We start from the raw sequence: 24,109 nt of genomic DNA, 5'->3' as shown, positions 1-24,109 counted from the left end.
TGGCTCCTTAGCGCTCATGCCCACGCTTCGGTGAGGCACAGCCGCGGCTGTTGATTCCCCCAATTTCCCGTACAAGCGTGCTGGGCCGATGGCGCCGGTGAGCCTTGCTCGCCATGCTCGTGTGAGGAGTTCTCGCCGTGGCACGCACATAGGTGGTCGGTCGCCTGCTTGGTCGCCGGGCCAGTGAGCCTGTCCTGCCGTGGTTGGGGGCTGCTTGTCGCTGGTGCCGGATGCGTTCGGACGGTGTCCAACTCCGACAGAGAGTCTGATTCGCCGATCGTTGCCAGGGGAAGTCGCATTGGCGATGGTGCGTGGGCGGCTTGGCCGCTACGTCGAGACTCAGGTCGGTGACGGAGCGATGCTCGTGTGCTGGGAACTACGGCGGACGTTCTACATGATCGTGAGGGCCGAATCGTGCAGATGGCGCTGCAGACTGACCCCGAATGGTGCCCTGATTGCCTATGAGCGGTCGTAGGCGGGCCCTTGGCGTGACTGAGGGGCAATGTCGCTACTTGCCAGGCCGGATGCCCGCCTCGATGTCCTGGACGGCCTTGTGGTGCTTCCAGGGGCTATGTTGCCCAGGCGGTTTCCGGTCGGCTCCGGCTAGGCGGCTTTCGCACTGCAACCCGCACCTTCGCCAGCGCCCGGGTCCTCGGGTCGCTCTTGGTTGCTGCTAGGAGGCATGGCTCGCCCGCGCGGACGCGACCGCGATCGAGTGCACCGCGATGAGACCGAAAGAACGCGTCGACGACGAACAGTGTGAGGCGGCCGAAGCCGGTACGGATGGCCAGATGAGTCGCAAGCCGCCTGCGTCACTTGACCCTCTTGGAGTCCCGTCGTCTGGCAGGAAATGGACCACATTTTCTGATCTAGCCTGCTGGTGGACAGCCGCGGATGGTCCGTGCAACGTCCTATTTGGAGTCCTGATGAACACGTTTCCAGGAGTGAAAGTCTCGACCGCACCGAGACCATCTGTGCCAGCCTTTGAGTCATCGTCGTTCGTTTCACGGAGGCCTGTGAAGGCGCCAGCGAAGCGTTTGTCGATTTCCGCTGCTGTCGATGGGGACCCGAGAGTAGAGGCCGTCTTGGCTGTACTGAAGGGGGAGGTCACCGTGGTTGAGGCGGCACGTAAGGCGGGAGTTTCGGAACCCACTCTCAACCAAGATCGAGCGCTCTTTATCCAGGCCGGGCGTGAGGCTATTAGTCGGCACGATGGCAGGCGCACAGTGGGTAGTGAGCCGCTCGTGTGTACGAATATGGCGGTACATGCCCTTGGGGCGATGGCGGTCGAGCGCTTCGAGGCCACGCAGCGTGCCAGCCGCGGCGAGGTGCTGTAGTGGCGGCGAAGAGTCCTACTCCCAAGCGCAAGACGCCACCGGCCGGCGCCAAGAAATCAGCGGGAAACCAAGAGGAATTCGACTTGAAAGCCATGGCCCGGCAAGCGAGGGCGCAGACGCTCCAGAACAAGGCGCGGATCGAAGCGGGGGAGACGTTTGCTTCCGGCCGCCGAGGAGGCCGGGAGGGATCGCCGTCCGCCAATCGAAACCGCTGGTACGGCTAGTCCGTGTCCTGTGCGGCCGTGGTTGCCTGGTTCGACCTGCGGGGCCCTCTCCTAGCGCGAGGGCCCCGAAAGTCGCTGGGCCCGGAGTCCCAGCAACGGTTGACTTGAGGTCTCCGCGGATGGCGAAGGGGTGCCCGTGCATCGCCGGTGTTGCGTCCCGGCGACCGCGCTAATTGGTGCCCATTGCCCGTCGGCGCGAGCCAAAACCGAACGCGACGGCCAAGGCCCGATAGCCTCAACGGGAAGCGAGTTGTTCCATCAAGGAGAGCGTTGCACCTGTGAGTACCCTCAGCAGTGTCGTGTGGGCTGTCACAGATCCGGTGCGCGGCCCGTTTCACGACCCCGCGTACGGTGACCTGATGATGACCTTCGCAACGCGCGTTGACGACGTCAAGCGACGAATTTGGGGGAAGTGGTGACCCGCGTCTCGAACCTCGAGAGCATGCTCTCGCAACTCGATGGCGACCAATCCGTCAAGGACGGGATCCGGTCGTTGTTGAAGTTTGGCCTCGTCTTTGAGGACTCGCAGCCCGAGGTCCTGCGCCTGTACAGCGGTCGAGTCACTTCGGGCTGCCGCGTCGACAACCGCAGCCCCGACATCGACCGTTTCGGAACCGTCGAGCGCTCCCCCCGCGGAGTGACACTCGATGCGGGGGTTCGCCCGGTGCGCTGGGATGACGAGCCGGACACCATCGACTACGTGGCAGAGACGTCTCTCGTACCGATCGCCAAACCGGGGGAGTCTGTGTACCCCGGGCTTGACGTGATCGACACAGTCGAGCGCGGGGGTGGCAAGCCTCACCACGTCGTCATCGAAGGGGAGAACCTCCACGCATTGCAGGCTCTGAGATACACGCACGCCGGCAAGGTCGATTGCATCTACATCGATCCGCCCTACAACACCGGCGGCGACCTCATCTACAACGACAAGTACCTCGCGAAGGAGGACGCCTTCCGTCACTCGAAGTGGCTGTCATTCATGGACAGGCGGCTGCGGATCGCGCGCGAACTCCTCTCCGACACGGGTGTCATCATCGTGGCGATCGACGACAACGAACAGGCTCACCTGCGCCTACTGATGGACGAAGTCTTTGGAGCCAGCAACTTCCTCGCAAATGTTGTGTGGGAAGGCAGCGGCAAGAACCACGCTCGCTACACGTCGGGCGGACTCGACTACATGCTCGTCTATGGGCGCGACCGCACCGCACTTGACGCTGCGGATACAAGGTGGGTTGAAACGAAGCAGGGGTACGAGAAGTGCGTTACGGAGGCGGCAAGGATCTGGGCCGGTGCAAATGGTGACGTCGACGCTGCGACAGCCGCGTACCGCCGCTGGCTCCGCGGTCAAGACGGGATCGAGACGTCACTCCGCACGCATTACACCGAGATCGACGAAGAGGGGCGTGTCTATCAGCGAGACAACCTCGCTCAGCCCAGCCCCAATCGGCCAAACCTTCGGTACGACGTGCTGCATCCGACGACGGGGCTCCCTGTCAAGAGGCACCCCAATGGGTGGCGTCATGACCCGGCGCGCATGGCGAGGAACATCGCAGAGGGCAGGGTGCTGTTTGGCCCCGACCACACGACCACGCCACGCTACAAGCGCGTCCTCACAGATCAGGAAGCCCAAGCGATTCGCCCGAATTTCGAACAGTCCAGGATGCCGTCATCAGTGCGTCTTAACTCACTCTTGGGCGAGCAGAGATTTGATTACCCTAAGGACGAGGTTGTTCTCGCAAAGTGGATCCGCGCGGTTACGGGGCGCAAGGTCAACGCAACAGTCCTTGACTTCTTCGGTGGCTCGGGCTCCACGATGCATGCCGTGATGGAGATGAACGCCGCCGACGGTGGCTCCCGCCATTGCATCCTCGTGACCAACAACGAGGTCGAGGAGAGGCAGCGTGCGCGCCTCGTCGCGGCCGGCCACTTTCCGGGTGATCCCGAGTTCGACAAGCACGGCATCTTTCAGCACGTCACCCACCCGCGCATCAAGACGGTCGCCACTGGCATCCGCGAGGACGGCTCCGTCTACTCCGAAGGCGTAGCCGAGAATGTCACCTTCGCGCGCATGACTTACACATCGCGCCAATCCGTGAAGATCGGACGAGACTTCAACACGATCGCGCCTCTGCTTTGGCTGAAAGCGGGAGGCCATGGCGGCGTGCTGAGGGTCGACGGGACTAACCTTCCTCAATTTCTAGTGGGCGGGCACTACGGCGTGCTTTTCGAGTCCGGTGCCGGCGCGGTGTCAGCCTTCGCCATCGGCATCGAGGACGCCGGCCTCGAAGACGGCGCGGATGTGTTCGTCATCACGGATGATGACACCCGCTATGCCCACGCCTGCCAGCGCTTGACCAACTACACCGTCCACCGTCTTTACGAGGACTACCTGAGCAACTTCGAGGTACGCGCATGAACATCCTCCTAAAGCCCTACCAGGAGACCGCGGTCGAACGCTGCCTCAAAGGCGTCAGCCGATCCGCCGAAGACTGGGACGACTCCAAGCAGACGTCCGCCGTCTCGCTCGCCGCCTTCACCTCTGCAGGTAAGACCATCATCGCCACGGCCCTCATCGAGCGACTGCGGTTCGGCGACGGTGCAGAGTTGCGGGCTAACACCGATTTCACGGTGCTCTGGGTCACGAATTCTCCGTCCCTGAACGAGCAGACCACAAAGAAGATGGTGGCAACCTCGCGGCTCAAACGCGACGAAGACCTGGTCGAAATCGATGAAAACCTCACTGGCTCGGCACTCACGCCCGGCAAGGTGTATTTCCTCAACACCCAGAAGTTGGCAAAGACCGCCTCGAAGTACCAGCAATCCGAGTCACGACCAGTGTCGCTTGAACAGATGATTCGCAACACGGTGAACCACCTGGGTACGAACTTCCTTATGGTCATCGACGAGGCCCACATCGGGACCCGGAAAGACGAACGCGGCGGGCAGCCCATCGCGTATCGGCTCATGAACGGTGCCAACGGCGCCGGCATGTTCCCAATCGTGTTGGGCATTTCCGCCACCCCACAACGATTCCTTGACGGCATCAAGGGGACAGGGCGCGCTACTCACACGGTCGAAGTGCCCGTCAAGGACATTCGCGAGTCGGGACTGATCAAGGAGCGGCTCCTTGCGCACGTTCCAACCGATGGCGAGTACGTCGAATCGAAGTTGCTCAGGCAGGCGGTTGACATGTGGGTCGCGTCGGACGCCGCGTGGGAAGCACTCCACCAGTCGGACAAGCAGACCTACGCCGCCGTTAAACCGCTGCTGCTCATACAGGTCGAGCCGGGCATCAGCGATGGCCGCATCGGCGAGATTCTCGCAGACCTTCGCAAGCACGACGAGCGGCTCGACGGCATCGCAGTGGCTCACTCGTTTGGTGAGAAGAACGACATCACCACCGGGCCCGGCAGGCTGCGCCACATCGCCCCAGAAGACATCCAGGAAACGTCTTATGTCCGGGCTGTTCTGTTCAAGGATGCTCTCACGACCGGCTGGGACTGCCCGCGTGCCGAGGTGCTGATCTCACTGCGCACCGCGAACGACATGACCTACGTCAAGCAGATGATCGGTCGCATGGTGCGCACCCCGCTGGCGGAGAAGATCGAAGGACACCCGTTCCTCAACGACGTCACCATGTACCTACCGCACTACAACCTCGAAACCATTGAACAGGTGCGCAAAGACCTTCAAGGTGACAGTGACGACTCACTCACGACGGAGATAGTTACTCGCCCTGTTGATCTCGTACTAGTCGATGCCGTAGTCGGCGTCACAAGCGAAGGGGTGCTCGTCGAGGACGACACCCTGCTCGGCAGGATGCGACTTATCAAGACTCACAAGCGGCCCAGGCGTCGCCGCGGACCTATACCGCGGCTGGGTGAACTCGCCCGCCTATTGGAGTCGACCGGGCTGCTCCCCAACGCCGAGAGGTCTATGGATCGCACGCTCGCGGCGGTCATGATCGAAGCATACGAAGCCGACAAGGAGCGCATCGACGAATTGGTGCTGGGTAGCGCCGCCACCAAGGTGGCCGTCGTTGACCTTGGTGACGGCCTCGGCGGTATCAAGGACGTAAAGGCCGGAGATCTCGTCAGCGAATACAGCGTGGAGGGCTTCCCCAGCGGAGCCGAGGCACAACGTCGGTTTGAGGAAGCCAAGCGCGCGTGCGGTGCGGGGGCTGCGCTCGAACAAGTGTGGCAACAGGTGGCTGGAGAAGACCCCACCGAAGCGCGCTTCGACGACCCTGACGCACACGTCGAGTCACAACTCATCGCTACCGAGGTCGGTCTCATCGAAGGTACTCGGGACACCATCAACACGGCGGCCGAGGCAAAGTTCGACTCCTGGGTTAAGGCACACGGGGGCAAATTGCAGTTCGCCGCCAAGGCCGCATTCGTCGAACTAATGGCCGCCGCAGGCGTGTCCATCCCCGTGGAACTCACATGGCCAGCGGTGCTGCACGGGGAACGGGACTCGGATACCCTCGCCCCGGACGGCCACATCTATGTCCGAGCCGACCGCCAGTACCCCGTGCCGAAGCCACTGAACCCGTGGGAGACGGGGACAATCGCTGCGATGGCGACCCTTCCCGGCTTCGTCGGATGGTGGCGCAACCCCACCGGAGGCGACAACGCTCTCGGGGTTCGGTATGCCTCAACCACGGGCGAAGAGCGAACGCTCTACCCCGACTTTCTCGGAATCTACCGCGACGGCGAAGGCGTGCGGTTCGTCGTGTTTGACCCCCACGAAGATTTCTTTGACGGCCAGTCGCGAAAGAAGTGGATTGGTCTCGCGGAGTACTTACGCGCGGAGTACAACCTCGACGACGCCGGCAACCGCATCGTCGACACTGCCTGGGCGATCATTCGTCCCACGCCGGAGGCGGCTTTGCAGGCAGTCGACCTCGGAGACGATGAGGTCGTGGCGATGCTCCAAGACGCCAACATCGACCTCGCGAGTCAGGTATTCGGTAGCAAGGGCTTCGCGATCGCGTAGGCGATTGCGCGGGAGGAGTACGTTCGTTTAGCACTGGCATTCGACCGCACCGCCGCGTGCGCACCGGCGACCCCCGGGACTGTCTGCGCTCCTCCCCGAAAGGCGGCGTCGACGGGATGTGTCGGCGAGCAGTGAGGTTTGCCGTTTGATGGAAGCCGTACAGACACGCGGCGGGTCAGAATCGGCGACCTCCATGACGCTGTCACCGCGCACGCGTAGCCTTGCATGGACCTCGAGGTGAAGGCGGGAAGCATGGCGGGCAAGGGGTTTGAGATCAACCATCGTGGCATCGAGCAGATCACGAGCGAACTCGAACGGGCGTTCGCCAAGCACCCGATCCGCATTCCACTCGAGGCCGATGCGACGGGACTCGTGAGCGAAGGCGGGCTCGGTCTTGGCAACGTAACGAACCACTATTATGGCCCGACGGTCCACGTCGTTGGGGATCGCGCACAGATTGCCTGGGGTCCATCAAGTGCTCAGAACCAGGACGGCACGCAGGCTGTCGCCTCTGGATATGAGGACCTCGCAGCCACGGTCGCGGAAGTGCGCCGCCGTCTTGCAGATGCCGGGCTCACCCCGGAGGATCAGCGCGAGGCGGAGGCAACGACCGACGAACTGTTGCGTGAGTTGACGCTACCCGTGCCAGACGAAGCCCAAGTTCGAAGGGGAGCCCGACTCCTTACCGGATTTCTCGCCCCAATCCTCCTTCACGTCGGTGAGGCCGTCGCCACAGACTGGATCACGGACGCGATCGAGCGGCTCCAACACATCCACAGTTGACCCGATGAGTCGACACCAAGGCGGGGTAGATTAACGACAGGCCGGGTTGCCAACGTGTCTCTATCCCGACAATCTCTCCAGAGGGCTTGCCGCCCTTCGCGGTCTCGTAGCCGCTGTCGTCGTCGTTCCGATCCTTAAGCGTCGCACTCTGGTGCCGCCCGTCAACCCGCGAGTTTCGTTGACCTTCGGGAAGGCGCTCGATGTATCTGCGCGGGGCCGGGTGAGGCTATCGGCGCATGTTGACTGGCTCCTCGACGGGCGCTCCCGGGCAACCACGGCCGAACTGGCAAGCGCGATGGTCGTGCGGTTGCAACTGGGCCGACAGGGACCCACAGGTCAACTGAAGCCGGTCGTCATACGCAGAGACCGCCACACCTGGCGTTACGCGGCGAGGGCTTTCTCCGCTGGTCGTCGACGCGTCGGGTGTTCTGCTAGAAGTCCCAAACCGCGCCACAATTCCCGCACTTTGCCTGAGTGCCCTTGACCTTCTGCGACAGTCCTGTGGCAAGGAGTGACCACCCCAAAGTCAAGACAGCACCGGTTGCTTTGCCTCCGCTGATGCCCTGCTTGCGCTTGACGATCGAGGTAGACACCTGCCCTTGTGCGTGGCAATGCGGGCAGATCATCTGCGAGTTAGGGCTCGGAAGTTTGCCCACGTCACGACGTTTCGGTGCTGCGCGTTCCTCCTTCGCCATAGCGGCGAGGGGGGTCTCGTTGACCCCATAGGTTGCCTGCTCGGTCGTGAACCCCACGAACTCCAATTGTGTGATGAGGCTAGAGCGGGAGAAAGACAACGATTCGATTCCGAGCAACCACTTGGCGCGCTTCGCCGCCTGCTCGTTCCAGCGGTCCGCCTTCACGGTGTCGGCGCCATACTCCGCGTCAGCGGCGGTGAACCCCTCGGACTCCAACAACTCGATGATTTCGGAGCGGGAGTACGCGAAGGAACCGAAGTCGATGTAGTACTGGGCACTCTTTGGCGCCTGCTCGGTCCAGTCCACTTTCAAAGTGTCGACGCCATACTCCGCGTCAGCGGCGGTGAAGCCCACGCTCTCCAACACCTCGATGAGTAGGGTGCGGGAGCACGGCGCGGAATCAAGTTCGTTCTTGGCTCTCTCGACGGCGTTCTTCTGCCCGTCCGTTTCAGCGGGGGTCTCGGCGGCGGCTGGGGCGGGTGGGACGCTCGCCGGTCTCGTCGACGGAGTCCACCCTGTCCCATCCCACCAACGAGACAGGCCGGAGTCCGACATGTCCGGGTACCAGCCTGCTGGCATGGGGGCGGGCGGAACTTCTGACATGACGTTCTCCTTCGTCGCGCGTAGTTATCTCGTCACCGTCAGCGAGACATCAAGTCCCAGGTGGCAACTGGGTCGACAGTGACCCATATCTCAACTTAGGTGTCACGAATGGCGGAACTCGACCACGTTTCGTTGAAACCAATATCTCGTGCTCGACGTTCCTGAGCCACTCCCCTTGGGAAGTTGCCATGCTCCATAATGGCATCGTGACGATGGTAATGACCGCTGCACAACTCAGTCGCTTGCTCTACGTCGACTACCCCGACTGGGCCAGCGAGGTTTCCTTCAGCGATATGACCATGGTTGTGGGCACAGAGTATGAGAGGGGTCGACGTCGGCAGTACCGAGAGTGCTCGGTCAACGCGCTTCACCGTGGTCTTGGGGACCCAGTAACGATTAGCGCTCGCACTCCCCAAGGACTTGCGAACCGTCTCGATCGCCAGTTTGCCGCCTGGGACAAGCAATGGCGCGTGGCAAAGCGATTGGGCAGCCCAGGTGCCGTGAAGACGGCGCAACGGGGTGAGAGCCGCGGCTCCATGTATGTGCAGGTCGTCTACATCGACGACGAGCGCGACGCCGCCGAGATCGACGTTTCAGCGACCATCCGGCACAACGGCCTACGGAAACCGCACCGTGGCGAACGCAACCTCCAGCGCGCCTATGTCTATCGCTGGCCATTTCAAAACAAGCCCGAGCGGGGCCACCTCGTGATCGGCACCAGCACGCTCGCGCTTGTCACCCGCCTGAGCAAGTCGGGGTCGAACTACAACGGCTACACCGTCGAGTTGGACGCATTCCTAAGCCTGAACGCACTCACCCTGAACGCTGACGAACTGGTAGACCTCGTTCAAAAGTACCCGCGCGGGTCACTCGATGACACGTACTACTCGGCAAGGCTCTAGGTCACGAGCAGCAGCGGAACGACCATGTGATGGGGTGTGCCGTGGCGTTGGTGCTCCATGATGCTGCCGTCGACCTGGTAGTCGTACGCCTGCCACCGGATGCGGCAGACGTTGGGGTCGAAGTCGTAGGTGGCAACTGGGTCGATCGTGTCCCAGATGTCAACCGACGCCCGCCCGCTGAAGGATGATCTCGCGCACGCGGCCCCGTGGAGGTCCGTGACGGGGTCGGGCCTCTGGCGCGCAACGCCAGCGAGCACGAGCGAACACTCGATCGCAAGTTTGGTGTGTCCGCTGATCGCCCGTCCGACCGCCATCCCCCAACTCACTTGAGCAGGAGCCAACAGGGTGAGCAGGCAGTCCGTAGTCTCCGTGAAAGCGGGTAACGGCACCGCGAGGGCGCCGACGTCTTCTGCGTCAACAGCGTCGCTGCTGCGGCACAGAGACCAGTGCGCGGGTTCGGCGACTGGGCCTTCGTTGCCCGGTTCCGAGAAGGTGTTGCCCCCGCGCATCTCGTTCGCCTGTGCTCAGATCTTCAACACCGCCAACCGCGGCAACGTCGACCTGTAAGTTGTTGAACGTGAACGAGTTGATGCGTGAACTTCTAGCATGGGTCGAAGAAAATCCTGGTGTTCAATTCGCCGTGTGGGAAAACGACGTCGTCGCGAGGGGTGTCCGCGCTGAGGATGCCTTGCGGGCGGCTCAATGGCTATATGAGCGCGAGAGTGTGAACACCGAAATGTCGTTCTGGGACGGCGGCACGCCATTCACGCCACTCACGTTGACGGCTCAAGGTGTCGCGGAGTTGGAAGATATCCGAAATCCAGCACCCTCGCCCGTGGGCAACGTCGTGAACTACTTGGGCAACAACAATCAGACGCACACTGGCGTCGGCGACATCAACCCCAACGATGGGCGTGCGAACGGCCTTAGGTTGGCGATCATTCCCGCTGTAATCGGAGCGATCGCAATACTCATCTCCGCTGTGTTGACGATCCTGTTCAGATAGACGCACCTGCTCGCCGCTATTGGGTGAGGCCCTCCCAGGTCTGCCAGTCCGCACGGAACCTGCGTACGTCGTGCAGGTGATGAGCGAGGGCGGAATTGCGATGAGCGATTACCTCGTGCCCATCCGAGTCCACGAGCAATTCGGCATCGCTATCCCCGCGACCGTTGTCGAAACCCGCCAAGCGCAGCATCGCGAGCCACTGAACTGCGCGCACACTCTGTAGCACCGCGATGAGCACTGTGGGTTTGTCCGCAAGCCCTCCCCGTGGCGGCAGGCCATGAGCCAAGTCGTTTCGGGCGCGTGCTACCACCGTGGCCCAGTGGCCTATTCCGTCGCCCAGAAGCCATACGGCTGATGCCTCGCCAAGGAGGAGTGCGGCGCCTGTCAGCCGCTTGTCGAGCGTCGTGCGGTGCATGTCCAGCAGGTCTTTCAGGTGGCGTCTTGCCTTGGACTTCAACTGCGGCGCAAGAGAGAGAATCTCGGACTCAAGTTTGGATATTGGCCCTTCGAGTTGAAGGTGTTCTCGGGTAAGGGCCTCGACTGCATTCACGCTTTCGACGACTTGGGTTTGGACCCACCCAGCATGGCCGCGCGGAGGGGCTACTGTGGGCCATCTCTTCGCGGCAAGATGCAAGTCGATCCATCGGGGCAAGAAAGCCTCGAAGTCCACGTTGTCGGTGCTGATATACGGATCGGCGAGGCTCGGCATCGGAACGGTCGCTCCTCGTCCATCAACCTTGAACACTTGCGGAAGTGCGTCGTCGCCATCAGGACTCGAGAGGCGCCAGGTGTCAGCCGACATCGGCTCCTTGAAAAGGACGTAATGGAGGTTTTCGATGGCGAGAAGTCGTTGCGCCACTTCCTCGGTCGTGATCCCTCCTTCTTTGCGAAAGGAGTAGCCGCCGATACCCTCTACCGAAGTCGACTTGCGGCCGGTGGTGCTGGATGTGCTACGCCAGAGTGCGATGGCCACCCCGTCGCTGTCGCAATCGAGCGATTCGTAGCGCTGATCCTCCAAGCCAGTGCGAACAGGCTCGAGGACAGTCGGAGAGAACCATTCCCACGCCAGAGGCACGTCGACATCAATGGAGTCCCACCGTGTGTCATGGGCGACATGCGCTCCGAGAATCGCATCGAAAGCGTGCCAAACCTCCGACGTGTATTTGACGGCTTTCAACGGGCCTGTTGCCTGGCGGCTGAACTCGGATGACTTGTTCGCCGCAAGGAGAGTGGCCGGACCCGCAGACGTCGTCCCGAAAAACGTCTCCCCGCTGAGCGCCACCCCGTGAGTCCATTCGCCGATCGACTCACCCTCGTGGAAGAGGGTCAACTCCCACCAGCCGGCCGCTTGGTCTCGTCGCAATACGCCGGGCCAGCGTTGATCTGGGTTGTCGGCATTCCGCCACTCGCCAACACAGTCTTCGTATCGTTGGACGTAGTCTCGATCGGTCACACTACACACCTTGGCATGTCCCTCCGGCATGAGCGGGCTTATCGCGAAGGTCTCGCGAGAAGCACGGCGACCGCAGCCCCGGGCCCGAGCCGTTGCGCACAGCAGCGCCCTCTCTCTGTGTCCCGCGATCACGGCGCCTGCTGCTCGTGTCCGAAATCAAGAAATCGGACACAACCACGGAGTGACCGAGATCTGGCCTTTGAGAGGTCGGATTCTGTCGCATAAATATGTACGAAACGCGAGTGTCCGATATTGTGCTGTGCGACGACTTATGAGACCATGCTTCATGGTCAAACAGCAGCACGACAACGCAAAATGGTTTGGATACGTCCGGGTATCGACTCGCAAGCAGTCGACCGATCAACAGTTCGATGCTCTCCTCGCGGCGGGTGTCCCGCTCGCGAACGTCTACGGTGACGTGCGATCGGGCGCGAACTGGGATCGCGAGGGCCTCGACGCTCTCCGCAAGGTTCTCCGACGCGGCGACACGCTCGTCGTCGTCGCGCTCGATCGACTCGGGCGCTCGCTCTCGGCGATGGTGAAACTCCTGGACTGGATCGTTGCTGAGGGAATCGAACTCCGATCACTCCGCGAAGGGATCGACCTCTCAACGCCTACCGGACGGATGCTCGCGGGCATCTTTGCGAGCCTCGCCGAGTACGAGAGGGAACTCATCATCGAACGCGCCGACGCTGCCCGCGAGGCTGCTCGGGCCCGGGGCCTTCAGGTTGGGCGACCGAAGTCGACGACGGGCTCGCAACTCGACAAGGCGCGGGCGCTCCTCGGCGCAGGGTGGAGCCGCTCGCAGGTAGCGAAGGAACTCGGGATTAGCCGAGCGACGCTCTACCGGGAGATCCCCGCGGAGAGTGCCTGAAAGAGCAATCCCGTGGACGGTGCGGAAGTGCTGCTCGGGGCGCGACCGCAACGCCTGCCCGATATGCGCGAAGGCGCCCACTCGGCGCACCGATAGTCCGTACTTGCCGGGCATCGTCCTCGGCGGGGAGGCTCACGTGGTGGCGAAGCGTCCGGACGGCCCCCGAGGCGACGGCGACCCCTCCGACGTCGGCGGGTCTTGGCGCGGTGGGAGCCGTGTGCCGCCGTCGTCCGGGGACTGACGAACGCGGTCACGGTACATGCGTGGGCCCCGGGTGATTCCCGCAGGTGTCGCATTGGGCAGGCTCTGGGTCCGTGAGTCAGGCGCGCCACGGTGTACCGCGAGATTGAACGAGTTCCCGTGACGACCTGACCGTTTGACGGGCCCTTACCGGACAATCCACCGGACGGGTCTACCGGACACCCTCCGTAGGTGTGCGGGTCCATGGCCCCCAGTGTGTCCGCTGGCCGGACGCGTTACGGTCGTGTCGTGAGCACCAAACAGAACCAGCCATGTAGCACGGACGGGTGCAGCGAGCCTGCGCTTTTTCGTGCCCGTTCTAGGAGCGCGTGGTGTCATCAGCACACGCGAGAGGTGTTCAGAAGCGCTGGCGTCGAGGCGCTCGAACTTCCCACCAAGCGCCAACAACATGTGCTCACCCGCTGCCTCACGTGCGACTGCGACGCGCACTACCGACTCGACTACGCGGTCGAGAAGTCTGATGAGGGCGTGTGCCGCGCGTGCTTCTGGACCAAATGGGCTCAATGGCAGCGCGACCTACTCAGTGGATACGAGGACATCGTGCCTGCGAACATCGAGGCTGCCCGCGCTCTTGCGGACGAAAACGACTACGACTATCTTGAACCGCTCACTTCTCCGTCGCTACCACACGATCCACACCACGTCCGTTGTAGATACTGTCAGCGGCTGAGCGCACAAAGACTCGGCGATATTGCCTGGGGTTGTTCGTGCCAGGTTAATGCGACGCGCAGCGGGACCACGCCAGTCGAGAGGGACCGAGCGAAGCGCTACTTGAAGGACTCCAGCCTGCCGATCGTCTCTTGGTGGGACCACGAGCGGAATGATGCCCAGTTGTGGGAGACGCTCACGGAACGAGCACGACGCGAGGTCGCCTGGCGCTGTCCTACTTGTGGGCTGCGCTTTGTGGAGCGCGTTGACCAAATGGCCGGAGGTCTCGCAGGGTGTCCGGAGTGTACGGAGCGATGGAGGTCCGAGCGCGCGGCGCGGCAAGCAGTGCTTTCCGCCACCGCGGTGGCGGATGTACCGGAACTGCTCTCCGACTGGGATAGTCCTGATGACCCGGCGATGTTGGCTGTCACCACCCACCGCACGTTCCGGTTCCGATGTGCCAACGGGCACCATCCAAACGTCACGCCCCAGAGATACCTCGACGACGGGTGCTACATCTGCAGACAGCGCGGGCTTCGCACGGGACCCAACCCGGACGTTCTCGAGGAACTTGACGAGTCCTACACGCCCCTGCAGGACTCTGGGGTTCCGAGTCTTGACGAATTGTGGCGTGCGTCCGAAATTGCGAGTCAGTGGCACCCGACGCGCAACCTGCCGCTAACCCTGAAAGACGTGGGACCGCGATCGCGCCGGGCTGTGTGGTGGCGCGCACAAGAATGCGGACACGAATGGCTCGCAACTCCCGGTGAGCGCCAGAAGAGGCAGCGGCGCCGTTGTCCCGAGTGCCGGACAGTCCTTGACTCTCTCGGCTACCACTATCCCGATCTTGAGGCCGAATGGGCCGACACCAACCCCGTCAGCGCATGGTTCGTGCGCCCCACCGGCCACACGGACTTTGTCCCTGAGTGGCGATGCTCCCTCAATCCATCCCACCGCTGGCGAATGTCCAGCGTGGCACGAGTTAATGGCGCCGGTTGCCCCGAGTGTCAGCCGTCAGGGAAGTCACAGATCGAACTGCTCTACTTTGACGCCGCAGAGCGGACCTTTGGCATCGCGTCCTCCGGACGACTGCTCACCTCGCCAACCTTCGAGTCTCGCGCAAGTTGGCGTGTTGACATAGCGGTCCCCCTTCCGGAAGACCAACTACTCATCATTGAGTACGACGGAGCGTATTGGCACAGCGCTGACGAGAAGCAGGCAGTCGACAAGCGCAAGTCGGTGGACCTGCTCGCTAGCGGAGCGTATGTCGTGCGACTTCGTGAGGCACCGCTTGGCTCGCTTGAGGTCATCAACGATCGATACCTAGAAATCGTGGTCTACTCGCAGGCACCACACCCACTTGAGACACTCGCGTCCGTTAGGGAGTGGCTGGACAAGAACTAGCCCAAGTCGGTGCGGGTTCCCCGGCCTCGGGATCGTGAAGTGTGGGATGGCAGCGTTGCTCGGGAGGCGCTGCATGAGGTGCACGCTTCCGCTGTTGGCCGGGCAAAACGCCTCCGATCACTCTGTAGTGCGGGCTGTTGCATTGGCGATCGACATTGTGGTGCACTTCGAACTCGATGGGCACGGCAAATGCTGCGTTGTCAGCCTTATTGCAGGGGCTCCACGCTAGGGCTGATCTCGTCCCTCATGGTCCGGAACTACTACCGCTTTAGGCCCGGGTCCTCGCGCAGCGCGGACGCACTAAGTGCGTTCGCGATGCCTCGTTGCCGCGTGCCAGTCGAATGCTGGTATATGGCAGCCGTTCTTGGGGACTTGTGCCCGAGCCGTGCCATCACATCGAAGCCGGAGGCTTGACCCGTCTGCATCGCAAGGGTCGCAGCCGTGTGGCGCAACTCATGGAAGCGCATGTCGGCGACGCCGGCTTCCTTGAGCGCTCTCTTGAACCACTTGTGGAAGGTCGATCCACTCACCGGGTACTTCTTGGGCATGTCCGAGGACTTCTTCTTTGACCTGACTGAGGGAAAGAGGAGTGCGTCAAGGCTTTGCCCCACGTGCGAATTGAGGTGATGTGTGAGGGCTGGGACGACGTGCGGGGGAATCTCGACGTCCCGAATGGACCCGTCAGTCTTGACGTTACCCCGCACGAAGATGGCTGGGGAGTGGGACCGACCAACGCGGGGCGCACCGGTTTCCCGGGGGCCACGCTGAACACTGAACGCTTGGTAGACCATGAGCACGCCATCCTGGAGGTTAACGTCGCACCGCCGGAGCGCGACAACCTCGCCCCAACGAAGTCCACACCACCCGGCGATCAAGATGGCGGCCTCATAACCCGGTGGCATCGATTCAGCGATCAGTCGCAGTTCAGTGGCGGTCACGGCGCGGGTCGGTCTCTTTGGGATGGTGCTGTAGACGCCCCTGATTGAACAGGGGTTGCGATCGATGATCTCGTCCTCGACGGCCGTCGAAAGCATGGCACTCAGCGCTGTATAGGCGGTCTCAAGAGACCTCTGAGCGGCTACACGTTTGCGACTTCGGTGCCACACACGAATATCGGAAGTAGTCAGGCTGTTCAACCGCCGGTTGCCGAGGTGCGGATATACATGGTCTTCGAGGCGGTCCCGGTAGAGAGCGCGTGTTGACTCCCTTACCGGGTGGTCCTTGAGCCAGTCGCGACCGTACTCGCTAAGGGTTTTCGAGTCGATCGCGCGTTGCTTTGGGTCCTTCCAAGTCCCCATCTCTATCGAGCGCCGCTCGTCGTTGAGCCACGCCTCGGCGCGGTCCTTCTTCGCGTAGGTTGTGGGGCCGTTGATGCGACGGCTCTTGTCCTGCGGGTTCGGGTAACTCGCCTGCCAGCGCGCCGAAGAGGCCACCTGTCGGATGCAACCGAAATCGCGGCGCCCTTCCTTGATCTCCATGACTGCTCTCCCTCGCGTTTGGCTTGCCACAAGTTTACCGTTCGGGCAATGCCACTTCTCCTGTCACGTGCAATCCGTATGCAATAAGAGGAGGCCGCTGCTGTCTACCGCTGTCCCCAGTTGTCCACGCCCCGCTTGAGTGTCATACCTGGTAAAATAGCAAAAGGCCTGGTACGCCAGGGTCGCCATTGTCATAAAGAAGAAGCACCGCAAGTTGCTTCGGAAGACGCGCCACCAGCGCCGCAATAAGAAGTAGTTCCGCACTTACGCTGAGCCCGCGCCCTTCGGGGTGCGGGCTTTGTCGTGATCCGGCCTGACTACGGTTGCACGATGACCTTCAGGCCGGAGCGCGACGAGGCGTGCACGAAAGCGTCTTCGACCTGGTCGAGCGGGAAGCGGCGGGTCACGATGGACAACGCATCCACTCGGCCCTGTTCGACCAACCGAATCCCTCGTGGGTAGACGTCTTCCTTCATCCGGCGCACCATCATGATGGTGAGACCTTTCCTGCGCGCGGCAGAGGCGCAGAAGGATGTTCGGTCATCCTCGGGTATGCCGACGAGGACAACGCGCCCACCGGGCATAGTCACGGCGATAGCCTGCTCGACTGCGTCGTTCACACCGGCGACCTCGAAGGCGACGTCGACGCCGAGCGGACCGACCGCATCGACGACGGCTTGGTGATCGGGCAGATCCTCGGGGGCCAGGGCGAGGTCCGCGCCGTAACCGAGGGCTGCATGCCGCCGATGCTCGAGCGGGTCGACCGCGACCACCCTCGCGGCTCCCGCGACCAAAGCCAACTGCACCAGCAGCAGACCGATCGGGCCGCAGCCGATGACGGCAACCGTGCTGCCGGTGCGCAGGCCACTGAGGTCGAGCGCGTGTAGGGCGACCCCCAGCGGCTCAAGAACGGCACCCTCGGTCGTCGTGATGGAGCTGGGAAGTGGATGTAGTAGTTCGGTCGGCCACGTCATGTATTCACGAAGCCCGCCGTCGTTCTCGCCGTGTCCGGCGAAACGCACCGTCGGGCAAAGGTTGCGGTGACCCTGGAGGCACAAGGTGCAGTGGCCGCAAGGGATGGCGGGGTCGACTGCGACCTGCGCCCCCTTGAGAGGGCCAGCCTCGACTACTCCTGCGATTTCGTGGCCCAACACGAGCGGGCGCTGGCCAATTTGAGCGTCCCCGATGCCGCCCTCGGCGAACCAGTGCAGGTCGGACCCGCATAGTCCCACGTCGGTGACGCGCACGAGCGACATCCCGTCGGCCAGCTCCGGGCGCGCCTCGTCGTGCACCTGGATGTTGCCTTTGCTGTGTAAGCGCGCTGCTCTCACTAGCTCCTCCTTCGCTTGTCAGTGACTCATCCGGTTGTTTCCTCGGGAGCCCTGGGCCAGTCGATAGTACGTCTGGTTCCAGGGCCGTGGATAAGACGGCGCGATGCGCTAAGAGTCCTTCTTGCGCTTGAGCGCCCGCAGGGGCGACGACAGCGTGTGCCCGATCGACCGGATCACCTTGATGACGATCCACACGAAACCAGTGACGGAGGCGCGCACGATGCTGCGCCTGCCATTGGGGTTGCGGCCCCTGAAGTCCTGGATGGGCCAGCCGAGGCGCTTGGCCTGCCTGCGCAGGCGGCTGTCGGGGTTAATCGCGCACGGGTGCCCGACTGCCGACAGCATCGGCGCATCGTTCATCGAGTCGCCGTAGGCGAAGCAATCGTCGAGCTTCAGGTCGATGCGGGTGGCGAGTTCTCGAACCGCGACCGCCTTGGCCTCGCCGTGAAGCAAGTCGCCGATCAGGCGCCCCGTGTAGTAACCGCCCTTGTGTTCGGGAACGGTGCCGAGGGCACCGGTGGCCCTCAGCCTGCGGGCGATGAGCCGGCCGACTTCGACGGGAGAGGCGGTCACGAACCACACTTGGTGGCCCTGAGCCCTGTGCTCATCGATGAGGGCCTTGGTTTCTGGGAAGACGCGCATCGCCAGGATTTCGTCGTAGACCTCTTCGGCGATCTGGGCCATCTCGGCGACCGACCAGCCCTTGATGATCGACAGCGCCTCGGAACGCACGGCCTTCATCTGCTCTTGAGATTCACCCAGAACGAGGTATTTCACCTGTTCCCAACCAAAGCGGAGGATATCTCGCGTGCGAAAATAGCCTCGCTGCTTGAGGCCTCGCGCGATGTGAAACGCGCTGGCGCCGCGGATGACGGTGTTGTCCACATCGAAGAACGCGGCAACAGTCACTGGCGCGGCCTGCTCTTGACGCGTCATTCCTCAACAGTACCGGGGTCGAGGAGCAACTCGACTCAGCGGATGCTGTGAGTTTCCCGACACTTCATGTACCAGGGGCCTAGGGTTGCGGTGTGGAACCAAGGGTTATTCTTTACACGCGCTCCGGCTGCCATTTGTGTCATGACGCACGTCAGGTATTGCTCGAGGTCTGTGCCGAAGAAGGCGTCGGTTGGGCGGAAATCGACATTGACGCCGCGGGCGACCCTCGCGTCGATGCTCAGTCGCGCGCGAGGCTGAGCGACCTCGTGCCCGTGGTGGAGGTCGACGGCGTCCAGGTGGGGTATTGGCACATCAAGGAAGGCAACGTGCGCATGGCGCTCGCGCTCGGCGGGTGACAATAGACCCATGCCGACTGTTCACCTCGTCCGTCACGGCCAGGTCCACAATCCAGACAGGGTCCTCTATGGACGTCTACCTCAGTTTCGCCTCTCCGAGGCGGGTGAAATGATGGCGCAATCCGTCGCCGACTATCTGGTGGCCGAGAAGGTGCCCGTGAAGCGAGTCATCGCGTCCCCGCTCGAGAGGGCGCGGCAGACCGCGGCTCCGATTGCCGCCGCCTTCGGCCTGCCCGTCGACACCGAGCCGCGCATCATCGAGGCGGGAAATGTGTACGAGGGTGAGCGCCTCCAATCCGGCGTCAAGGACTTTATTCACCCCCGGAACTGGTGGCGACTGCGCAACCCGTGGAAGCCGTCGTGGGGAGAGCCGTTCACGGAGCAGGCCGACCGCATGTGGGCGGCCATTCGTGAGGCCGCGGCGGCGACCCCCGACGGTGACACCGTCATGGTGAGCCACCAATTGCCGATCTGGGTGGCGCGACTGTCCTTTGAGGGCCGCTCGTTTCTTCACGACCCGCGCAAGCGCGAGTGTGCCCTTGCGTCGGTGACGTCGTTCGTGTTTGAGGACGGCGAGCCAGTTTCGATGACGTACGCGAGCCCTGCCGCGCACGTGGCGCGGTCATGACGCGCAAAGCGAGGCTCGCGGTGCTCCTCGCGATCGTGATCGCGGTGGTGCTGTGGCTCGCCGCGTGCGCCCCTCCCGACGCGGCCACGTCTCCAGGGTATGTATCGGGGGACGGAGCCGTCACCGAGTGGGCAGTGGGATCCCGGCCGGGTCCGCTCAAGCTCAGCGGCGTGGATCTCAACGGCAACGCGGTCAACCTCGCGGACTTCCGTGGACAGGTGGTGGTGGTCACCACGTGGTACGCCGGCTGCCCGCCGTGCCGCGCCGAGGCGCCCGACCTGGTCAAGCTCGACGCGCTCGCCGGCGTCAGCGTCCTGGGCGTCAACACGCGCGACGACGTCGATACCGCCAAGGCATTCGAGCGCACGTTCGGCGTGACCTACCCGTCGCTCAACGGCGCCGACGGAACCGCCATCGCCGCGCTCCAGGGGCTCGTGGCCGTTCGCGCGGTTCCCACGGCGCTCATCATCGATCCGGACGGGTACGTGGCCGCCCGCTCGGTGGGCCGCATCGAGCCCTCGACGCTGCGCTCGCTCGTTGACGCCGCGGGTAATGTTTCCGGCGAGTCGGCCAGCCCCACGACCGGCGCAGCAAGTGCCGGTGCGACTGCTGCCCGCACCGCAGGGGCCAGCACGTCTGGGGCCTCCGAGTGATCCAAGGACTCGGGGGAACGTTCGCAGACACGGTCCTCAGCGGGTCGCTGCTGGCGGCGATCCCCGTGGCGCTGCTCGCGGGGCTCATCAGCTTTGTGAGCCCGTGCGTCGTGCCGCTCGTGCCCGGCTACCTGGGCTACGTGTCCGGCATGGCGGGGGCGGGTGCGGTGGGAGGTTCGACCCGGCGAGCGTCGAGGCCGCGGCTGGTCCTTGGCGTCGCCATGTTCGTGGCGGGGTTCACCGCGGTCTTCGTGGTCTTGGGGGTTGCGTTCGCTTCCCTGGGAGCTCGCGTCGGCGGCCAACTCGACACCATCACCCGGCTGCTGGGGGTGCTCGTGGTGGTGATGGGCTTCGTCTTCCTTGGCTCGGTGCCCTTCATGCAGCGCGAGAGGCGCGTGCATGTCTCACCGAAGGCAGGCATGTGGGGTGCACCGCTCCTCGGCGTGGTCTTCGGTCTTGGCTGGACCCCGTGCATCGGCCCGACTCTCGCGGCGGTACTGACCCTGTCGCTCAGTGAGGCCACCGCAACCCGCGGCGTGATCCTCGCCGTGGTCTATTCGCTCGGGCTGGGCATCCCGTTCCTGGTGCTCGCCCTGTGGATTGAGCGCTCGCGGGCAATTCTTGGCTGGCTGCGGCGGCATCGGCTGGCCCTGATGCGCACCGGTGGCGCGGTGCTGGTGGTGCTCGGGCTCTTGCTCGTGACGGGACTGTGGGGCCAGATCACCACGCAGATGCAGCAGTGGATCGACGGCTTCTGGGTGGCGGTATGAGCGAGCCCGAACAGACGCCGCTCGATCAGGCCAAGCGCTTCTCGGTCGACAACTATGCGTACCGGTCGGCGCCGCGACTCGGCGTGCGAGGCTGGCTCCGATGGGGCTGGCGGCAGGTCACGTCGATGCGCCTCGCGCTCGTGCTGCTGCTCATGCTTGGCCTCGCGGCGATCCCCGGCTCGTTGCTGCCCCAGTGGCCGACGAACGGCGCGAAGACCCAGTCCTTCATCGACAACAACCCCGGCATCGGCCCGTGGCTTGACCACGTTGGCCTGCTCGACGTGTTCGGCTCCGCGTGGTTCACCTCGATCTACGTGCTGCTATTCCTCTCTCTCATCGGCTGCATCATTCCCCGCGCCGTGGCGCACGGGAAGGCGGCGCGGGTACCGGTCGCGTCGGCTCCGAGTTCGCTCGCGCGCTACGACGGCAGGCTTGAGGCATCGTCGCCGCTGTCGCAGGCCGAAGCCGTGGCCGCCGTGCGCGCGTGGGGCAGGGGACACCTGGTGTGGGGCTGGCTCACCGGCTACCGGGTGCGCGTCGACGAGCGCACCGCTCGCGATGGCACGCCCCAGGTGGCGGTGGCGCTCGAGCAGGGGAGTCTGCGCGAGTGGGGGAACCTCGTGTTCCACACGGCGCTCGTGGGGTTGCTGTGCGCGCTCGCGTTTGGCTCGGCCTATACGTATCGCGGCCAGGCCATCGTCGTCGAGGGGCAGACCTTCACCAATGCGGCCGTTGAATACGACAGCTTCTCTGCGGGCCGGTTGTTCGACCCCGCCTGGCTCAAGCCGTTCACGCTGACGCTCGACAAGTTCGTCCCCGTGTTCGACCTCACGGGCCGCCCCGTGTCGTTCACCGCGCACGTGACGTACGCCAAACCCGGCAAGGCGGCCGAGGATGCGACGATCAAAGTCAACCACCCGCTCGGGATTGACGGCGGCAACATCTACCTCCAAGGCAATGGCTACGCCCCGATGCTCACCGTGAGGGACGCCGCGGGCAACGTCGCCTTCTCCGGGCCCACGCCCTTCTTGCCCCAAGACGGCGTCTACACGTCCACCGGCGTCGTCAAGGTGCCCGACGTCACCTCTGGGCCGCAGATCGGCCTGGTCGGCACCCTGTACCCGACCGCGGCACAGGCCGCCGACGGCACCGTGTCCTCGGTCAACCCGCAAGCGGTCAACCCTGTCATGCTGCTCACCGCCTACAAGGGCGACCTGGGCCTCGACACCGGAATCCCCCAGAACGTCTACCAGCTCGATCAGACCAAACTCACTCAAGTACTCGGCGACGACGGCAAGCCCCTCGTGATCGACATCACCCTCGGCCAGACCGTCACGCTTCCTGACGGCCTCGGCACCGTGACGTGGGACTCGCTGCCGCGTTTTGTCGCGCTGGACCTGCGCGCGGACCCGTCGCTGCCGTGGGTGCTCGGCATGGCGCTCGCTGTACTGCTTGGCATCGCCGTCTCGCTCTTCGCTCCTCGGCGCAGGCTGTGGCTCGTGTTCACACATAGTGAGGACGGCGATGTTCCAGGCGGCCGTACACTCGTGGAGGCCGCCGCTCTTGCCCCCCCGCATGACGAGGCGGCCGCCCGCGCGCTCGCGTCGGCCCTGGCAGTCTCCGCAGGGCTGCCGGTCCCCCGTCCCAGCGCGCGGCAGGAGGAATGATGACAGTGACCGATGTGAGCGTCATGGCGCTCTGGACCGCGGCGACGCTCTACGCGATCGCCATGGTGGCCTACAGCGTGCGACTCGCGCGAGTGGCCGAGGCCAAACTCAACACCAAGAACGCGGCGCTGATTCCCGTCGCCGCAGGTGCCGCGGGTGCGGGTGCTGTGGGCGTGGGTGCCGCCGGAGCGATTGATGCGGAAACTGTTGCCGCCGACGCCGCGCCGGCCACTTCCCCCGCCGCCTCCGCCCGTGCTCCCGGCGCGAGGGCAAAGGGCATCGGCCGCTCGACGATGTTGGTTGGCTTCGTCCTGCACTTGGTGGGCGTCGTCACGCGTGGAATCGACGCGGGCCACCCGCCGTGGTCGAGCATGTACGAGTTCACCATCACCGGGACGATGGTTGCGGTTGCGGTGTTCCTGCTCGTGCAGCGCAAGCGCGACATCACCTACATCGCTCCCGCGGTAGCGGGCTTCGCCGCCTTTGCCGTGGTGACCGGGCTGCGAGTTTGGTATCGCGACGCAGTGGGCCTGCAGCCTGCGCTCGACAGCTACTGGCTCGTCATTCACGTGCCCATTGCGATCACCGCCTCGGGAATCTTTGGGGTCTCCGGTGCGGCATCGGTCCTGCAGGTCATGCGCATCGACCGCGCGAGTGAGTTGAAGAAGCGCCGCCGCTTCTTCGGATGGCTGAACCTCCCGCATCGGCTGGTGAAGAGCAAGGTCGCGCGTGCGCTCGAGGCTGTGCCCTCGCCGCAAGTGCTGGAGTCGCTCACGTTCCGACTCAACGCGGTGGGCTTCGTGCTGTGGACGTTCACCGTCATGTCGGGCGCGATGTGGGCCGAGCACGCTTGGGGCCGCTACTGGGGCTGGGACCCCAAGGAGGTCTGGTCCTTCGTGGTCTGGACCATCTACGCCGCGTACTTGCACTCCCGCACCACCCAGGGTTGGGCCGGTCGCCGTGCTGCGTTGCTCGCGATCGCAGGCTTCATCGCGATCGTGCTGAACTTCACCGTCGTCAACCTGTATGTGCAGGGGTTGCACTCGTACTCGGGGGTCAAGTAGGGGCGGGGGCGCACTGCCAAACGCGGACTAGGCTCGCC

20 protein-coding genes and 1 pseudogene are annotated in these 24,109 nt (G+C 63.7%); 15 read left to right on the top strand and 6 right to left on the bottom strand.

The genetic code is table 11. From position 1 onward, the window contains the following. Nucleotides 1–725 precede the first annotated feature (725 nt). The 4 genes from BKA03_RS15860 (at nt 726) to BKA03_RS12525 (ending at nt 7,342) form a co-directional block, all read left to right on the top strand. Nucleotides 726–1,337, top strand: a complete 612-nt coding sequence (locus BKA03_RS15860) for a helix-turn-helix domain-containing protein (protein ID WP_369345558.1) — start codon at nt 726–728, stop codon at nt 1,335–1,337. Nucleotides 1,338–1,976: 639 nt separating this feature from the next. Beyond that, a complete protein-coding gene (locus BKA03_RS12535) occupies nt 1,977–3,977 on the top strand; it encodes a site-specific DNA-methyltransferase (RefSeq protein WP_193745829.1) in 2,001 nt (666 codons plus the stop codon). After that, entirely contained in the window at nt 3,974–6,559 is a 2,586-nt protein-coding gene (locus tag BKA03_RS12530; RefSeq protein ID WP_062074236.1) for a DEAD/DEAH box helicase, read from the top strand. The genes BKA03_RS12535 and BKA03_RS12530 overlap by 4 nt, the downstream gene beginning before the upstream one ends. A gap of 225 nt (nt 6,560–6,784) precedes the next feature. Next, a complete protein-coding gene (locus tag BKA03_RS12525; RefSeq protein ID WP_062074235.1) occupies nt 6,785–7,342 on the top strand; it encodes a hypothetical protein in 558 nt (185 codons plus the stop codon). A 431-nt stretch (nt 7,343–7,773) separates the two neighbouring features. Here the strand turns inward: BKA03_RS12525 and BKA03_RS12520 are convergent, their stop codons facing one another. After that, nucleotides 7,774–8,640, bottom strand: a complete 867-nt coding sequence (locus tag BKA03_RS12520) for an Ltp family lipoprotein (RefSeq protein WP_083971157.1) — start codon at nt 8,638–8,640, stop codon at nt 7,774–7,776. A gap of 206 nt (nt 8,641–8,846) precedes the next feature. Between BKA03_RS12520 and BKA03_RS12515 the strand changes: the two genes are divergently transcribed. Then, nucleotides 8,847–9,542: a hypothetical protein gene (locus BKA03_RS12515; RefSeq protein ID WP_152649465.1), complete on the top strand. Its 696-nt coding sequence runs from the start codon at nt 8,847–8,849 to the stop codon at nt 9,540–9,542. On the opposite strand, the gene BKA03_RS12510 is transcribed toward BKA03_RS12515, so the two are convergent. Next, entirely contained in the window at nt 9,539–10,051 is a 513-nt protein-coding gene (locus tag BKA03_RS12510; protein WP_062074232.1) for a hypothetical protein, read from the bottom strand. The two genes, BKA03_RS12515 and BKA03_RS12510, sit on opposite strands and share 4 nt — an antisense overlap. 68 nt (nt 10,052–10,119) lie before the next feature. On the opposite strand from BKA03_RS12510, the gene BKA03_RS12505 reads away from it, so the two are divergent. Next, nucleotides 10,120–10,548 (top strand): hypothetical protein, encoded by a 429-nt coding sequence (locus tag BKA03_RS12505; protein ID WP_152649463.1) that lies wholly within the window; start codon nt 10,120–10,122, stop codon nt 10,546–10,548. A 16-nt stretch (nt 10,549–10,564) separates the two neighbouring features. Here BKA03_RS12505 and BKA03_RS12500 read toward each other — a convergent pair whose 3' ends face one another. Then, on the bottom strand, nt 10,565–12,001 hold the full coding sequence (locus BKA03_RS12500) for an ApeA N-terminal domain 1-containing protein (protein WP_062074230.1): 1,437 nt from the start codon (nt 11,999–12,001) through the stop codon (nt 10,565–10,567). A 286-nt stretch (nt 12,002–12,287) separates the two neighbouring features. Here BKA03_RS12500 and BKA03_RS12495 point away from each other — a divergent pair, with 286 nt between their 5' ends. The 3 genes and pseudogenes from BKA03_RS12495 to BKA03_RS15740 all read left to right on the top strand — a co-directional run bounded on the left by BKA03_RS12495 (nt 12,288) and on the right by BKA03_RS15740 (nt 15,188). Further along, nucleotides 12,288–12,875 carry a recombinase family protein gene (locus tag BKA03_RS12495; protein WP_062074229.1) on the top strand — a complete coding sequence of 196 codons (588 nt, stop codon included), beginning with the start codon at nt 12,288–12,290 and terminating at the stop codon, nt 12,873–12,875. 444 nt (nt 12,876–13,319) lie between these two features. Then, a pseudogene (locus tag BKA03_RS15855) lies at nt 13,320–14,084 on the top strand (zinc-ribbon domain-containing protein); the annotation flags it as partial. 45 nt (nt 14,085–14,129) lie between these two features. Continuing rightward, nucleotides 14,130–15,188, top strand: a complete 1,059-nt coding sequence (locus tag BKA03_RS15740) for a zinc-ribbon domain-containing protein (RefSeq protein ID WP_238579366.1) — start codon at nt 14,130–14,132, stop codon at nt 15,186–15,188. A 260-nt stretch (nt 15,189–15,448) separates the two neighbouring features. Here BKA03_RS15740 and BKA03_RS12485 read toward each other — a convergent pair whose 3' ends face one another. From BKA03_RS12485 to BKA03_RS12475, 3 genes are all read right to left on the bottom strand, one after another. Further along, a complete protein-coding gene (locus BKA03_RS12485; protein WP_062074227.1) occupies nt 15,449–16,666 on the bottom strand; it encodes a tyrosine-type recombinase/integrase in 1,218 nt (405 codons plus the stop codon). 317 nt (nt 16,667–16,983) lie between these two features. Then, nucleotides 16,984–17,997: a zinc-dependent alcohol dehydrogenase gene (locus BKA03_RS12480; protein WP_062074226.1), complete on the bottom strand. Its 1,014-nt coding sequence runs from the start codon at nt 17,995–17,997 to the stop codon at nt 16,984–16,986. Nucleotides 17,998–18,105: 108 nt separating this feature from the next. Further along, nucleotides 18,106–18,933, bottom strand: a complete 828-nt coding sequence (locus BKA03_RS12475; protein WP_062074225.1) for an HAD family hydrolase — start codon at nt 18,931–18,933, stop codon at nt 18,106–18,108. A gap of 92 nt (nt 18,934–19,025) precedes the next feature. On the opposite strand from BKA03_RS12475, the gene BKA03_RS12470 reads away from it, so the two are divergent. From BKA03_RS12470 to ccsB, 6 genes are read left to right on the top strand one after another with little or no spacing between them, the layout of a single operon-like run. Next, nucleotides 19,026–19,289 (top strand): glutaredoxin family protein, encoded by a 264-nt coding sequence (locus tag BKA03_RS12470; protein ID WP_062074224.1) that lies wholly within the window; start codon nt 19,026–19,028, stop codon nt 19,287–19,289. Between the two features lie 10 nt (nt 19,290–19,299). Continuing rightward, complete coding sequence (locus BKA03_RS12465; RefSeq protein ID WP_062074223.1) at nt 19,300–19,917, top strand: histidine phosphatase family protein; 618 nt, start codon at nt 19,300–19,302, stop codon at nt 19,915–19,917. Beyond that, complete coding sequence (locus BKA03_RS12460) at nt 19,914–20,570, top strand: TlpA family protein disulfide reductase (protein WP_083971151.1); 657 nt, start codon at nt 19,914–19,916, stop codon at nt 20,568–20,570. The genes BKA03_RS12465 and BKA03_RS12460 overlap by 4 nt, the downstream gene beginning before the upstream one ends. Next, nucleotides 20,570–21,340, top strand: coding sequence for a cytochrome c biogenesis CcdA family protein (locus BKA03_RS12455; protein ID WP_062074425.1), 771 nt, complete (start codon nt 20,570–20,572; stop codon nt 21,338–21,340). The genes BKA03_RS12460 and BKA03_RS12455 overlap by 1 nt, the downstream gene beginning before the upstream one ends. Further along, on the top strand, nt 21,337–23,007 hold the full coding sequence (gene resB / locus BKA03_RS12450) for a cytochrome c biogenesis protein ResB (protein WP_062074222.1): 1,671 nt from the start codon (nt 21,337–21,339) through the stop codon (nt 23,005–23,007). The genes BKA03_RS12455 and resB overlap by 4 nt, the downstream gene beginning before the upstream one ends. Beyond that, nucleotides 23,004–24,071 (top strand): c-type cytochrome biogenesis protein CcsB, encoded by a 1,068-nt coding sequence (gene ccsB / locus BKA03_RS12445; protein ID WP_238579365.1) that lies wholly within the window; start codon nt 23,004–23,006, stop codon nt 24,069–24,071. The genes resB and ccsB overlap by 4 nt, the downstream gene beginning before the upstream one ends. Nucleotides 24,072–24,109: the final 38 nt, after the last annotated feature.

The sequence above is a fragment of the Demequina lutea genome, assembly GCF_013409005.1.
Classification (GTDB): Bacteria; Actinomycetota; Actinomycetes; order Actinomycetales; family Demequinaceae; genus Demequina; species Demequina lutea.
Note: the sequence above shows the minus strand (reverse complement) of the source record. Positions and strands in the feature narration are given on the sequence as shown.